The sequence below is a fragment of the Intrasporangium sp. genome, from assembly GCF_039812505.1.
GTDB lineage: Bacteria > Actinomycetota > Actinomycetes > Actinomycetales > Dermatophilaceae > Intrasporangium_A.
Window position 1 is genome coordinate 1 of the sequence record NZ_JBDIAQ010000021.1, and the last position, 14298, is coordinate 14298.

Annotated in this window: 8 protein-coding genes and 1 pseudogene; 6 read left to right on the forward strand and 3 right to left on the reverse strand. The window is 72.8% G+C overall.

Going from position 1 to position 14298, the window contains the following annotated elements:
* Nucleotides 1–193: 193 nt before the first annotated feature.
* Nucleotides 194–2530 (reverse strand): DEAD/DEAH box helicase, encoded by a 2337-nt coding sequence (locus tag WMI84_RS04945; protein WP_347350946.1) that lies wholly within the window; start codon nt 2528–2530, stop codon nt 194–196.
* A gap of 122 nt (nt 2531–2652) precedes the next feature.
* On the opposite strand from WMI84_RS04945, the pseudogene WMI84_RS04950 reads away from it, so the two are divergent.
* From WMI84_RS04950 to WMI84_RS04975, 6 genes and pseudogenes are all read left to right on the forward strand, one after another.
* A pseudogene (locus WMI84_RS04950) lies at nt 2653–2991 on the forward strand (STAS domain-containing protein); the annotation flags it as partial.
* Between the two features lie 158 nt (nt 2992–3149).
* Nucleotides 3150–4676 (forward strand): methyltransferase, encoded by a 1527-nt coding sequence (locus tag WMI84_RS04955; RefSeq protein WP_347350948.1) that lies wholly within the window; start codon nt 3150–3152, stop codon nt 4674–4676.
* A gap of 173 nt (nt 4677–4849) precedes the next feature.
* Nucleotides 4850–6265, forward strand: coding sequence for a sodium:proton antiporter (locus WMI84_RS04960; protein WP_347350950.1), 1416 nt, complete (start codon nt 4850–4852; stop codon nt 6263–6265).
* Nucleotides 6266–6347: 82 nt separating this feature from the next.
* The gene (locus WMI84_RS04965) at nt 6348–7127 is read left to right on the forward strand and encodes a helix-turn-helix domain-containing protein (protein ID WP_347350952.1); all 780 of its coding nucleotides are present in this window, start codon (nt 6348–6350) and stop codon (nt 7125–7127) included.
* Nucleotides 7127–8857, forward strand: a complete 1731-nt coding sequence (locus WMI84_RS04970) for an ABC transporter ATP-binding protein (protein WP_347350954.1) — start codon at nt 7127–7129, stop codon at nt 8855–8857. The genes WMI84_RS04965 and WMI84_RS04970 overlap by 1 nt, the downstream gene beginning before the upstream one ends.
* Complete coding sequence (locus tag WMI84_RS04975; protein WP_347350955.1) at nt 8857–10980, forward strand: ABC transporter ATP-binding protein; 2124 nt, start codon at nt 8857–8859, stop codon at nt 10978–10980. The genes WMI84_RS04970 and WMI84_RS04975 overlap by 1 nt, the downstream gene beginning before the upstream one ends.
* Before the next feature lie 96 nt (nt 10981–11076).
* Here the strand turns inward: WMI84_RS04975 and WMI84_RS04980 are convergent, their stop codons facing one another.
* Nucleotides 11077–11808 (reverse strand): CPBP family intramembrane glutamic endopeptidase, encoded by a 732-nt coding sequence (locus tag WMI84_RS04980; protein WP_347350956.1) that lies wholly within the window; start codon nt 11806–11808, stop codon nt 11077–11079.
* Nucleotides 11805–14294, reverse strand: coding sequence for an MMPL family transporter (locus WMI84_RS04985; RefSeq protein ID WP_347350958.1), 2490 nt, complete (start codon nt 14292–14294; stop codon nt 11805–11807). The genes WMI84_RS04980 and WMI84_RS04985 overlap by 4 nt, the downstream gene beginning before the upstream one ends.
* Nucleotides 14295–14298: the final 4 nt, after the last annotated feature.

The following is a 14298-nucleotide window of genomic DNA, read 5'->3' on the forward strand; positions in this document are numbered from 1 at the left end:
CAGCCCACGAGAAGTCACGCCGGTTGCAGTTGTCGTGGGGTTCGGGGCTGCCAGCCCACGAGAAGTCACGCCGGTTGCAGTTGTCGTGGGGTTCGGGGCTGTCAGCCCACGAGAAGTCACGCCGGTTGCAGTTCTCGTGCCGGGCGCCGGCCCCGGCCCCAGCCGCCCGGGCCCCGACCCCGCCCCTCGAACATCACCCGCCCCGGGCCCACCGCAGCGTCAGGTCGAGCAGCACGACCGCGAGGCGCTTGTCGAGCGGCTCGTTGCCGTTGCCGCACTTCGGCGACTGGATGCACGACGGGCAGCCGGTCTTGCACTCGCACGCCGCGATCGCCTGCCTGGTCGCGCCCAGCCACTCGAGCGCCCGCCGGTAGCCGCGCTCGGCGAAACCGGCACCGCCGGGGTGCCCGTCGTAGACGAGGATCGTGGGCAGCCCGGTGTCGGGATGCCGGTCGGTCGACACGCCGCCGATGTCCCACCGGTCGGCGGTCGCGAACAGCGGCAGCATCCCGATCGCGGCGTGCTCGGCCGCGTGCGCGGCCCCCGGGATCGAGAGCTCCGGGATCCCCACGGCCTCCAGCTCCGCCACTGGCATCGTCCACCAGACCCCCTTGGTGTCGAGGGTCCGGGTCGGCAGGTCCAGCGGGTGCTCGCCGAGCACCTCGCCGCTCGGCAGCCGCCGCAGGAACGAGGTCACCCGGGTGTGCACCCGGGCCCGGCCGAACGAGCAGCGCAGCGCCCCCCAGTCGTGGTGCTCGAGCTCCGCGGCGATCTCGAAGTCGCTGACCGAGCGGGCCTGCGTCGTCCAGCCCGGGTCGCCGCGCACCACGAAGGCCGCCGCCTCCGGCAGGTCGAGCTCGGTCACCACCCAGGTCTGCCCCTGGTGCAGGTGCACCGCCCCGGTGTGGACCTGCGCGTGCGCGGCCGCCTCGTCGACGGTCCCGACCACCCGCCCGGTCCGCGCCTCCACGATCCGCACCGGCTCGCCCGCCCCGCGCAGCGACACGTGCTCGGTCGGCCGGTCCGGGCGCGCCCAGTACCACCCGCCGGGTCGCCGCCGGAGCACGCGGCCGGCGACGAGCCGGTCCAGCAGCGGCCTCATGCCCGCGCCGAAGTACTCCTCGTCCGCAGGCGTGACCGGCAGCTCGGCCGCGGCAGCGGCCAGGTGCGGACCGAGCACGTAGGGGTTGTCCGGGTCGACGACCGCCGCCTCGACCCCGCGCCCGAAGATGGCCTCCGGATGGTGCACGACATAGGTGTCGAGCGGGTCGTCGTCGGCGACCAGGACCGCCAGGCTCCGCTCCCCGCTCCGCCCGGCCCGCCCGGCCTGCTGCCACAGGGACGCCAGGGTCCCCGGCCAGCCGGCCAGCAGCACCGCGTCGAGCCCGCTGACGTCGACCCCCAGCTCGAGCGCGTTCGTCGCCGCGAGCGCGACCAGCTCCCCCGAGCGCAGGCCGCTCTCCAGCTGCCTTCGCTCCTCCGGGAGGAAACCCCCGCGGTATGCCGCTATCCGGCCTTCCAGCGCCCCGCCGGACCGGTCCCGGGCGATCCGGGCGACGACCTCCACCCCGGTGCGGGACCGGGCGAACGCGACGGTCTGCACGTCGGCAGCGGCGCACTGGGCGAGCAGGCAGCCGGTCTCGGTCAGCGTGCTGACCCGGTGCGGCCGGCCGTCCGGACCCTCGATGACGGGCGGCTCCCAGAGGGCGACAGTCATCGCGCCGCGGGGCGAGCCGTCCGCGGTGACCGCGGTGAGCGGCATACCGAGGAGTCGGGCCGCGTGCTCCTGCGGGTCGGCGACCGTGGCGGAGGCGAACACGAAGATCGGGGCCGCCCGGTACCGTGCGGCGACCCGGCGCAGCCGGCGCAGGACGGCCCCGAGGTGGGCGCCGAAGACGCCGCGGTAGACGTGGCACTCGTCGACCACGACGTAGCGCAGGGCCCGCAGGAACGGAGCCCACCGCTCGTGGCCGGGCAGCAGGGAGTGGTGCAGTAGGTCGGGGTTGGTCAGCACGAGGTTCGCGTGGTCGCGGATCCAGCGGCGCTCGTCCGGCGAAGTGTCGCCGTCACAGGTGGCCGCCCGCGCCCCGGGCAGGGCGAGCGCGTCGATCCGGGCGAGCTGGTCGGCCGCCAGCGCCTTCGTCGGGGCCAGGTAGAGGGCGGTCGCGCCGCGGCCGTTCGGGGCGTGCGTGGCGGCCATGAGGTCGGTGAGGATCGGCAGCAGGTAGCCGAGCGACTTGCCCGAGGCCGTGCCGGTCGAGATGGCCACGTGCTCGCCGCGGTGGGCCGCCTCGGCCGCCGCGACCTGGTGGGACCACGGTCGCTCGATGCCCTGCCCGAGCAGTGCGGCGAGCAGGACGGGGTCGGCCCACGTGGGCCACCCGGCGTACCGCGCGCGGCGCGCCGGGACCTCGTGCACGTGCAGCAGCCGACCGGGCTGGTCGCCGACGAGCAGGGTCAGCAGCGCCGCGGGATCGACCGGCACGCGCCGGACGGGTCGACGGCTTTCGCGCTGATCTTCGGCTTTCATTGGAGCAACGGTATGTCGCCGGGGTAGGTTTGCGCCGTGGGGCCTGGGTGCCGCGTCGGCCGCCCTCCGGGGACGAACCGCCGCGGGACGGGACCCGTCGGCAACGACACGGAAGGACATTGGTGGACCTCTCGATCAACCGCGTCGACCGGGGCGGGCGCACGATCATGACCCTCGGCGGAGAGATCGACGTCTACACGGCACCCTTCGTGCGGGAACGGCTCGACGAGGCGGTGCGTGAGGGGCGGACCAACCTCGTGGTCGACCTGACCGGGGTGCGCTTTCTGGACTCGACCGGGCTGGGCGTGCTGGTCGGGCGGCTCAAGCTGACCCGGAGCCTCGGTGGCTCGCTCCGGCTCGTCGGCACGGACGCGCGGGTGCTCAAGGTCTTCGCCATCACCGGCCTGGACAAGGTGTTCGAGATCTACCCCACCCTGGCCGAGGCCCTCGCAGGTGACGACGACCCGGTCGACCCCGAGGAGCAGCCGCACCGGCAGCAGGGCGCCGACGGGCTCGAGCCGCGGTCACCCCACGGTGCCGCCGGACCGGCCCCGACCGGGTCCTCGGCCGCCGCTGCCGAGCACGCCGCGACCTCGGCAGCCCCCGGCGACCGCGGCGCGTGAGCGCACCACCGGTCACCGACCCGACGCTCGCCCGGCGCCTGCGTGGCGACCTGCTCGCGGCCGGCCTGACCGTCGACGGCGTGGCCGCCCGGCTCGGGTCCCTCGCGTCGGCAGCGCTGCAGCGGGAGCAACCGCTGCCCGCGCTCGTGGTCACCGACGGCGCGACGGACGTGAGCGGCATACTCCTTCGCCTGTTCACCCTCGGCCGGCCGGTGCCCGCCTCGGCCTTGGCCGAGGCACTGCCGGGTCTCGGGGTGGACGGTGCCGTCGAGCTCGGGTTGGTCCGGGTGCTGCACGCCGGGCGCGAGCAGGAGGAGCTGGTCGAGGCGTGCTGTGACCTGCGCCCGTACGCCGACGACACGCACGACTGGTGGGTCGCCTCCGACCTCAGCGAGGTCGCGACCCGGGAGACGCTGGCGCCCGACCACGTGCTCGGCGTCGGCGGCGCGTCCCGGACGCTGGCGTCGTGGACGATCCGCCGGCCGGTCCGACGCGCGCTCGACCTCGGCGTGGGGTGCGGGGTGCAGGCGCTGCACCTGGCCGACCACTGCGGGTCGGTCGTCGGGACCGACGTCTCGGAGCGCGCGCTGGCGTTCGCGTCGTTCAACGCCGAGCTGGCCGGGGTGCGGCTCGAGCTGCGCCGCGGCGACCTGTTCGAGCCGGTGGCGGGGGAGCGCTTCGACCTGGTCGTCAGCAACCCGCCATTCGTCATCACGCCACGCGACGGCGACGTGCCGCGCTACGAGTACCGCGACGCGGGCCGCTCCGGCGACGCGCTCGTGCACTCCCTGGTCCGGTTGGTGGGCGAGGTGCTCGAGCCGGGCGGGGTGGCGCAGTTCCTCGGCAACTGGGAGGTGCCGGTCGGGCGGACCTGGCACGACGTGTGGGCCCGCTGGCTGGGCGGCACCGGCCTGGACGCCTGGGTCGTCCAGCGCGAGGTGCAGGACCCGGCCGAGTACGCGGAGCTGTGGGCGCGCGACGGTGGGACGGTGCCCGGGACGCCGGCGCACGACCGCATGTATGCCGCCTGGCTGCGTGACTTCGCCTCGCGGGGTGTCGAGTCGGTCGGGTTCGGGATCGTGACGCTCCAACGGCCGCGGGGGCAGCGCACGCCCTGGGTCGCGCTGGAGGAGATCCGCGGGCCGGTCGCGACGCCGATGGGGCCGACGGTCGAGGCCGGGCTGCTCGCCCGGACCTGGCTGGCCGAGCACACCGACGAGCAGGTGCTGTCCGTGGCGTGGACCTGCGCCGCCGACGTGACCGAGGAGCGGCACGCCCGGCCCGGGGACCGGGACCACTGCGTGATCGTGTTCCGGCAGGCTGGTGGGCTGCGCCGGGTGGTGTCCGCGGACACGCTGCTGGCCGGCTACCTCGGGGTGGCCGACGGTTCGCTGACCGCAGGGGCGGCGCTGGCCGCGCTCGCGGGCGTGCTCGGTCTCGACGCGGTCGACGTGCGCGTCCGGGTCGTGCCGCGGATCCGTGAGCTGGTCGCCGGCGGGCTGCTGGTCCGGCCGGCCGGCTGAGATCCCCGCCCGCGGACGCGTCCGGGCCCGGACCCCGGGGCGCCCTCCTGCCCCGTCCGTCGGCGGGGCGGGGTAGGTTCGCCACGAGGTAGGCAGGCGCCGTGCCGACTCGTCGAGGTCATCGGATGTCGAGGTCATCGGATGTCGAGGTCATCGGATGTGGAGGTCATCGGATGCAGACCCAGTGGTGGGGAATCATTCCCTTCGTGGTCATGCTGGGGTGCATCGCGGTCGCCCCGCTGGTCGAGGCGGTCAGTGGCCTGTGGGAGCGCCAACGGGTCCAGCTGCTCGTCTCGCTCGTGCTCGGCGTGCCGGTGGCGGTCTGGTTCCTGGCCGCCGGCGAGGGCATGGCGGTGGCACACTCGATGGTCGAGTACGCCCAGTTCATCATCCTGCTGCTGGCCCTGTTCGTGGTGTCCGGCGGGATCTACCTGACCGGTGACCTGCGCGCCAGCCCGCGCACCAACACGACCTTCCTCGGGGTCGGTGCCGTGCTGGCGTCGATCATCGGCACCACCGGGGCGGCGATGCTGCTGATCCGGCCGTTGCTGAACACCAACGCGCAGCGACGCTGGCGCGTGCACACCGTCGTCTTCTGCATCTTCGTCGTGGCCAACTGTGGTGGGCTGCTCACGCCGCTGGGTGACCCGCCGCTGTTCCTGGGCATGCTGCGCGGGGTGCCGTTCCTGTGGACCCTGCGGCTCGTGCCGGAGTGGCTGTTCGTCAACGGGCTGCTGCTGGTGACCTACTGGGCCCTCGACCACAAGCTGTACGCCCAGGAGTCGCCCAAGGCCCGCGCCTGGGACCGCTCGGCGGTCGCCCCGCTGGGGGTGGAGGGCAGGATCCACCTGCTCTACCTGGTCGTCGTGGTGGCCGCGGTCGCGCTGGCCCCGTCCATCGACCTGCACGCCATCGAGGAGGGTCACGCCGGCGTCGCCGCCTGGGTTCCGTGGCGCGAGCTGGTCCTGCTCGGCGTGGCGGCCCTGTCGATCTACACCGGCGACAAGCGGGCCAGGTGGGTGCACAACACCTTCCGGTGGGGGCCCATCCTGGAGGTGGCGGCCCTGTTCGTCGGGATCTTCCTGACGATGATCCCGGCGCTGCGCTACCTGGCCCAGGTCGCGCCGTCGCTGCCGTTGAACGAGCTGACCTTCTTCTTCTTCACCGGCGGCCTGTCGTCGGTGCTCGACAACGCCCCGACCTACCTGACCTTCTTCGAGATGGCCCAGCAGCTCGGCGGCGAGCCGGCGGTGGCCGGGGTCTACGAGCCCTACCTGGTCGCGATCAGCACCGGCGCCGTCTTCTGCGGGGCGGTCACCTACATCGGCAACGGGCCCAACTTCATGGTCAAGGCGGTCGCCGACAGCGCCGGCGTGCTGATGCCCTCCTTCGGCGGCTACATCGTGGCCGCCTTCACCTACCTCGTCCCGACCCTGGTGGCCATGGCGCTGGTCTTCGTGGCGACCACCACCGTGGCGCACCTGGTCGGCATCGCCCTCGCCGCGCTGCTGCTGGTGCGGGCGGTGTGGGTCGCCTCGCGACACCGGAACTCCGGCGGCCCGAGGCCCGCGGACCCGCGCCGGGAGTGAGCGCGCGCTCACTCGGCAGGCAAGGATATGGAGGCTGACGTGCACAGTTGTGAGTGAGTACTCACTCATTCATGCTGGAGGCATGGCAGCCAAGCAGGGTCGGGCGGCCCCGATGACGCCGGACGCGCGCCGGGAGGCGCTCGTCGACGTCTACGTGCGGCTGGCCCGCCGGTACGCGCGCCGGCCCACCTCGAACGAGATCGCGCACGAGGCGGGCGTGGCCGAGGGGACCATCTACCGCGCGTTCGGGACCAAGGACGAGCTTGAGACCGAGGCGGTGCAGGCCGCGTTCTGTCCCGGACCGGTGCGCCGTCTCATCGCGGCCATCGACCCCGGGCTGCCGGCACGGCAGCGGCTCGTGGAGTTCACCCGGATCATGCAGGAGCGGTTCACCGACGTCTTCGAGCTGATGGCCGCGCTCGGCCTGACCGAGCCGCCGGAGCGCAACGGACACGACCAGTGCTTCCTGGCCGGTCACCACCGGCCCGGCGCAGCGGGCAGCCGCACCCGACGCCCCGTGCACCAGCCGCTGCTCGACTCGATGCACGAGCTCGTTGCGGACCTGCACGACGAGCTGACCGTCGAGCCGGCGGAGGTGATCCACCGGATCCGGCTGCTGACCTTCTCGGCCAGCCATCCCGGCATCGCCGACGGCCGCCTGCTCTCGCCCGAGCAGATCGTCGCGACCGTGCTCGACGGGCTGCGCGTGCGCGCGGAGGCCGGCGTGGGCGGCATACCGGGAAACCGGGTTGACCCGCACGCCGGGGGAGGCTCTACCGTCGAGGCCGACCGCACCACCGGCCGCACCCACCCGAACGTCGCCGAGGCCCGCCTGCACGCACTGAACCGAAAGGGCAGCTGATGCTCCTGCGACTGCTGCGCACATACCTGCGCCCCTACCGGCGCGAGCTGGCGCTGATCGTGCTGTTCCAGCTGGTCAGCACCATCGCGGCGCTGACCCTGCCGAGCATGAACGGCCAGATCATCGACCAGGGCGTGGCCAAGGGCGACACCGGCTACATCATGCGCACCGGGGCGGTCATGCTCGCCGTCACGCTCGTGCAGATCGTCGCCTCGATCGCCGGCACCTACCTGGCCGCCCGCACCGCGATGGCCCTGGGCCGGGACATCCGGGCCGCGCTGTTCCACCGGGTCGGGGACTTCTCCACCCAGGAGGTCACCAGGTTCGGCCCGCCCACGCTGATCTCCCGCAACACCAACGACGTGACCCAGGTCCAGATGGTCACCTTCATGAGCCTCGCCCTGCTCGTGATGGCCCCGATCATGATGGTCGGCGGCATCTTCATGGCGATGCGCGAGGACGTCGGCCTGTCCTGGCTCGTCGGCGTGTCGGTGCCGCTGCTCGGCATCGTGGTCGGCTGGATCATCAGCCGGATGGTGCCCCAGTTCACCGTCATGCAGACCGCGATCGACAGCGTCAACCGGATCCTGCGCGAGCAGATCACCGGCGTGCGCGTCGTGCGCGCCTTCGTGCGCGAGCCTCAGGAGGAGCAGCGCTTCGCCGTCGCGAACGAGCAGGTCACGACCGCGGCCCTGAACGTCGGGCGGCTGATGGCGTTCATCTTCCCGGTCGTCATGCTCATCTTCAACCTGTCCTCGGTGGCGGTGATGTGGTTCGGCGGGCACCGGGTCGCCAGCGGCGACATGGAGGTCGGCGCGCTGACCGCGTTCCTGACCTACCTGATCCAGATCCTGATGTCCGTCATGATGGCGACCTTCATGGCCTCGATGATCCCGCGTGCGGCGGTCTCGGCCGGCCGCATCGACGAGGTCCTCGGGACCAGCTCGACCGTCACGGCGCCGGCCCGGCCCGTCCCGATCCCCGAGGGGCCGGCCGTGGTCACCTTCGAGGACGTCGACTTCCACTACCCCGGCGCCGAGCTCTCGGTGCTGCACGGGCTGACCTTCAGCGCCGCGCCCGGCCGGACCACCGCGATCATCGGCTCCACCGGCGCCGGCAAGACGACCCTGGTCAACCTGGTTCCCCGCCTGTTCGACGTCACCGGGGGGGCCGTGCGGATCGCGGGTGTCGACATCCGCACCGCCGCGCTCGAGGACGTGTGGGCCCGGGTGGGCCTGGTCCCGCAGAAGCCGTACCTGTTCACCGGCACGGTCGCCAGCAACCTGCGCTACGGCAACCCCGACGCCGCCGACGCCGAGCTGTGGCAGGCGCTGCGGATCGCGCAGGCCGACGACTTCGTCACCGAGATGGGCGGGCTCGCGGCCGAGATCGCCCAGGGCGGCACCAACGTCTCCGGGGGCCAACGGCAGCGCCTGGCCATCGCGCGGGCCATCGTCAAGGGTGCCGACATCTACCTGTTCGACGACTCGTTCTCGGCGCTCGACACGGCCACGGACGCGAGGCTGCGGGCGGCGCTGCGGCCGTGGACGGCATACGCGACCGTCATCGTCGTCGCCCAGCGCGTCTCGACGATCATCGACGCCGACCAGATCGTCGTCCTCGATGACGGGCACGTCGTCGGCCAGGGCACCCACGACCAGCTGCTGGACACGTGCGAGACATACCAGCAGATCGTCGAGTCCCAGCGAGCGGCGGAGGAGGTGGCCTGATGGCAGAGGGAGTCAGGAGCGCCGAGGAGCGCGCCGCCGAGGCCCGCCGCGGACCCGCGGGCGGACGGCGGCACGGGCCCCCGCACATGACGATGGGCCAGCCCGGGGAGAAGTCGCTCGACTTCTGGCCGTCGGCCAGGCGTCTGGTCGGGCTGCTGCGCCCCGAGCGCTGGCTCGTGGCGCTCATCGTCGGGCTGACCGTCGTCAGCGTGGCGCTCAACGCGGTCGGCCCGAAGATCCTCGGCCACGCGACCAACCTCATCTTCGCCGGGTTCTTCGGCTCGAAGATGCCGGCCGGGGTGACCAAGGAGCAGGTCATCGCCGGGTTGCGCGCCCGGGGGGACAACACCATGGCCGACCTGTTCACCGGGGTCGACTTCACGCCGGGCCACGGCATCGACTTCGAGGCCGTGGGCCGGGTGCTGCTGCTGGTCGTCGTGCTGTATGCCGTCGCCTCGCTCGTCATGCTCGTCGCCGGCTGGATCCTGCAGGGCGTCCTGCAGCGCACCATGTACCGGCTCCGCGAGGCGGTGGAGGTCAAGCTGAACCGGCTGCCGCTGCCCTACTTCGACAAGCAGCCGCGCGGCGAGCTGCTGTCGCGGGTGACCAACGACATCGACAACATCCAGACCTCGATGCAGCAGTCCATGTCGCAGCTGCTCAACTCGCTGCTGACCGTGGTGGCCGTGCTCGGGATGATGTTCTGGATCTCGTGGCTGCTGGCCCTCATCGCGATCGTGATGATCCCCGTCTCGGTGGTCGTCACGGCCCTGATCGCCAAGCGGAGCCAGAAGCTGTTCGTCCAGCAGTGGCGCTACACCGGCGAGCTCAACAGCCTGGTCGAGGAGTCCTTCACCGGGCACGGGCTGGTCAAGGTCTTCGGCCGGCAGCGGGAGTCGCGTGAGCGGTTCGACGCCAAGAACGAGGAGCTGTTCAAGGCCTCCTTCGGGGCGCAGTTCATCAGCGGCATCATCATGCCGGTGATGATGTTCATCGGGAACATCAACTACGTCGTGATCGCGGTCGTCGGTGGGCTGAAGGTCGCGTCGGGCTCGATCAGCCTCGGCGACGTGCAGGCGTTCATCCAGTACAGCCGCCAGTTCACCCAGCCGGTGACCCAGGTGGCCTCGATGGCCAACGTCCTGCAGTCCGGGGTCGCCTCGGCCGAGCGCGTCTTCGAGGTGCTCGACACCGCCGAGCAGGAGTCGGAGTCGGCCACGCCGGCGGTGATCGAGGACCCGCGCGGCGCCGTCGCGTTCGAGTCGGTCGACTTCTCCTACAGCCCGGACAGCGAGCTGATCCGCGACCTGGACCTGTCGGTACACCCCGGCCAGACGGTCGCGATCGTCGGCCCCACCGGCGCCGGCAAGACCACGCTGGTCAACCTCATCATGCGTTTCTACGAGCTCGACGCCGGCCGGATCACCCTGGACGGCGTGGACATCCGCGACCTGACCCGGCACGGGCTGCGCTCGCGGATCGGCATGGTGCTGCAGGACACCTGGCTGTTCGCCGGGACGATTCGCGAGAACATCGCCTACGGTCGCCCGGGGGCCTCCGATGCCGAGATCGTCGCGGCGGCCCAGGCGACGTACGTGGACCGGTTCGTCCACTCGCTGCCCGAGGGCTACGACACGGTGCTCGACGACGAGGGCTCGAACATCTCGGCCGGCGAGAAGCAGCTGCTCACGATCGCCCGCGCGTTCCTGTCCGACCCGGCGCTGCTGATCCTGGACGAGGCGACGAGCTCGGTCGACACCCGCACCGAGCTGCTCGTGCAGCAGGCCATGGCGGCGCTGCGGTCCGACCGGACCAGCTTCGTGATCGCCCACCGGCTCTCGACGATCCGCGACGCCGACCTCATCCTGGTCATGGAGCACGGCCGGATCGTCGAGCAGGGCACCCACGCCGAGCTGCTCGAGCGCCACGGTGCGTACGCCCGGCTGTATGCCGCTCAGTTCGCCGGTGCCGCGGCCGACCTCGACGAGGTGGTCGGGTCCGGTGGTCCGAATGGGCCGGGCCGGCCCGACGGGCCGGGCGCGGCAGCTCCGGCGCTGGCCGGGGCGAGCGCCGGCCCGCCCCAGCCGGACGGCGTCGCACCGGAGGAGGCCCCGCGGGCCTGACCCTCGGGTCCGTGGACCGACCGGGGTCACGCCTTCGGGCTCTTGAGCCGGAGCCGGCGCGGGGAGGGCAGGTCGGTGTCTTCGGGCCGCCACGCTTCACCAGGTGAGGACCCAGCCGAGCAGGAGCAGGTTGGCCACCCCCTGCGCGAGGACGCAGGCGTAGACCGAGCCGGTGCGCACCCGGCAGAAGCCGAGCGCCAGACCCATCAGGAACACCGAGGGCAGCACGCCGGCGATGACGGTGCCGTCGAAGGGCCGCAGGCCGTAGTCGCCGAGATGCACGAGAGCCCACGCCGCTGCGGTCACGACGACGGCGACGGGGCCGCCGTGCCGGTTCGCGAGCGTCGTGTGCAGCACGCCGCGGAAGCAGGTCTCCTCGGCCAGTGGGACGAGCAGGCCGAGCACGAGCACCGCGCCGAGGGCGACCAGGCCGGCGGGTGCCGCGGGCGCGGTGTCCACGACGAGGGTGCGCAGCCCGAGCGCCCAGTTGTCCCGGCCGGTCCCTACGAGCAGCACGCATGCCCCGACGCTCAACGCGTAGGAGGCGACGACGACCGCGATCCCCTCCGCGACGCGACGGGCCGACACGGCAGGACGCAGCCCGACGGTGGCCCACGCGGCGCGGGGCAGGACCAGCAGCACGAGCGGGGTGAGGACAACCGAGACGACCATGAGGCTCTGGCTGAAGGCGCCGAGGAGGCGCACCGTCGCGAGCGCCGCGAACAAGGCGGCCGCCGTGGCCCGGGGGTATGCCGCGTACCCCCGCTGCAGGGCGTGGTGGGCCCGGACGCCGGTGGGATCCGGCCGGCCCGGTTCGAGGGGGCTCACGCCTCGACCGCCGCGCGCCGGCCGAGGGAAGGGACCCACCAGTTGTACCGCTGGAAGAGCATGAGGGAGGCAGGTACGAAGAGCATCCGGACGAGGGTCGCGTCGAGCAGCACCGCCGCCCCGAGACCGACGCCGTACTGGCGCAGCATGAGCGTCGAGGACAGCGCCATGGTGCCCAGGCTGCCTGCCATGACCAGGCCCGCGGCGGTGATGACCCGGCCCGTGTCGACGACGGCGATGCTCGTGGCGTCGGCGTCGGTGTGGCCGTGCCGGACGAGATCCCGGACCCGGGTGATGAGGAAGATCTCGTAGTCCATCCCGAGGCCCATCATGAGGATGACGAGGAAAACGGGCAGGTCGTCGATGACCGGCTGTCCCAGCCACGTCTGGAACACCAGGACGGTGATGCCGATGGCCCACAGGTTGCTCATCAGGATGGTGAGGATCAGACGCACCGGGATGAGCACCGACCGAAGGGCGAACAGGAGCAGGACGAAGACCCCCGAGGCGACCAGCCCGATCATCCGCAGGAAGCTCGTCCGGAGCGCCTCGTTGTACTGGGCGTCGACCTTGGTCGCTCCACCGACCCGCAGCGTCGTCAGGCCGTGGGCGTCGAGGACCTCGCCGAGCCGGTCGACCGTGCTCCGGGCCTGCTCCGAGAGCGGGTCCCCACGCAGTGTCACGGCGATCCGCACGGTGCCGTCGGCCGCGAGGAAGTCGCGGGTCAGGGCCGTGGGCTGCTCACCGGCGGGCGGACCGGTGAGGTCGGTTCCGAAGGGGCTCGTCACCGTGGCCACCCGGGCCACGCCGGGCTCGGCGGCCAGGGCGGCGCCCACCGACGAGATGCGGGCGCGCCCCTCGGCCGTGAGGGTGCCGGAGTCCACGAGGGCGGACGGCAGCCGCCCGGTGACGACGGTCGGGAACAGGGTGCCCTGGCCCCACTGCCGCGCGACGACCTGGGCGCCCGCCTTGGCATCGGTCGCCGGGCTGAGGGCGAGCGGGTCGGCGGACAGCCCGTGGCCCGCCACGACGACCGCGAACGGCGCGGTGACGAGCACGAAGGCGGCTGCGACAGCGAGCGGGCAGGTGCGGGTCGACCGGACGACCCGGCGCAGGGCCCGGGCGAGGGCGCTGCTCGTCTCGAGGTCCGCGAGCGGACGCAGGCCGAGCAGGAAGAACCGGTCCCCGAGGAGGATGAGCAGGCAGGGCGTGATGGTCAGGGCCGCCGCGAGAATGATCGGTATGCCGACCAGGCCGCCGTACCCGAGCGGGGGGATCCAGTCGATCGGCGAGACGAGGGTGGCTCCGAACGACAGGACGACGGCTGCTCCGGCGAGGACCACGCTGTCGCCGGCCCGGACGGTGGCCCGGACGACAGCCTCCTCGACGCTTGCCCCGGTGAGTCGTTCCTGCCGGTAGCGCGACGAGAGCAGCATGCTGTAGTCGATGCCCGCGCCGAGGATGACGAAGGTCATGATCGTCGTCGTGAACTGGGTGAGATGGACCTGGTGCCCGATGACGGTCAGCCACGCCTGGCTCACGTTCGACGCGAGACCGATCGTCGCGACCGTGATCAGGGCCGGCAGCACGGCCCGGAAGAAGAGCAGCAGGACGACGGCGATGACGAGGTACGCGACCTGCTCCATCCGGGCGTTGTCGGCCTCGGCCTGCCGGTAGGTGTCCTGCAGGAGGGGGATCTCGCCGGTCACGTGCACGGCGACCGCGTCCTGCAGCCCGAGGCTCGCGACGACGCGGCTGGTGAGGGCGCGTAGTCCGACGATGTCGGGGTCGCCCTTGCCGGGCCGGAAGCTGACGATCACCAGGGCCGTCCGCCCGTCGGCGGACACGACGTCCCGCGTGACCACCGGGAGGGGGAAGCGGGACCAGTCGGCTGCCGTCACGAAGTCGCCCGCGAGCCCCGCCCGCGCGGCTGCCGGTGTGGCGTCGCTGGCCAGGACGAGCTGCTGCAGCGCGGGAGCCAGGCCCGCGCGGTGGACGATGGCAGCGAGCCGGACGCGCCGCTCGGCCGGGCCGACGTCGGCGAGCGCGGGTGCCGCCGCGGCGAGCGTCCGGTCCACCACGTCGAGGACCGCGTCCCGGCGCAGGGTGTAGGCGGACACCGACCGGATGACGCTGCCGCGTGCCTCGAGCCCTCCGACCGCCCCGTCGAGCGCCGCGAGGAGCTGCCGCATCCGGGGGGACCGCCCGTCGAAGTGGTCGAGGACGACCAGCGTCTCCCCCTCGGAGTGGGCCGGGAAGTCGCGGGCGATGTCGGCGGCGACGGCCGCGCTCTCGCTGCCGGGCACGACCTTGGAGGAGCCCTGCGTGCCCAGCACGCTCGACGACTGCAGGGCCAGCGGGGTGCTGAGGGCCACGACGAGCAGCCACCACCCGATGACGAGCTTGGGGTGGGCGACGAGGGCCCGGGCGAAGCCCTCCAGGACCGTGTGGACCCGGCCCCGGTCCGGGTGCCGCGCGCCGCTCATGGCC

Excerpts from the sequence above, each read along its gene's own strand:
- WMI84_RS04985 (WP_347350958.1), bottom strand. The coding sequence starts at position 14,294 with ATGAGCGGCGCGCGGCACCCGGACCGGGGCCGGGTCCACACGGTCCTG.
- WMI84_RS04945 (WP_347350946.1), bottom strand. The coding sequence starts at position 2,530 with ATGAAAGCCGAAGATCAGCGCGAAAGCCGTCGACCCGTCCGGCGCGTG.
- WMI84_RS04970 (WP_347350954.1), top strand. The coding sequence starts at position 7,127 with ATGCTCCTGCGACTGCTGCGCACATACCTGCGCCCCTACCGGCGCGAG.
- WMI84_RS04960 (WP_347350950.1), top strand. The coding sequence starts at position 4,850 with ATGCAGACCCAGTGGTGGGGAATCATTCCCTTCGTGGTCATGCTGGGG.
- WMI84_RS04975 (WP_347350955.1), top strand. The coding sequence starts at position 8,857 with ATGGCAGAGGGAGTCAGGAGCGCCGAGGAGCGCGCCGCCGAGGCCCGC.
- WMI84_RS04965 (WP_347350952.1), top strand. The coding sequence starts at position 6,348 with ATGGCAGCCAAGCAGGGTCGGGCGGCCCCGATGACGCCGGACGCGCGC.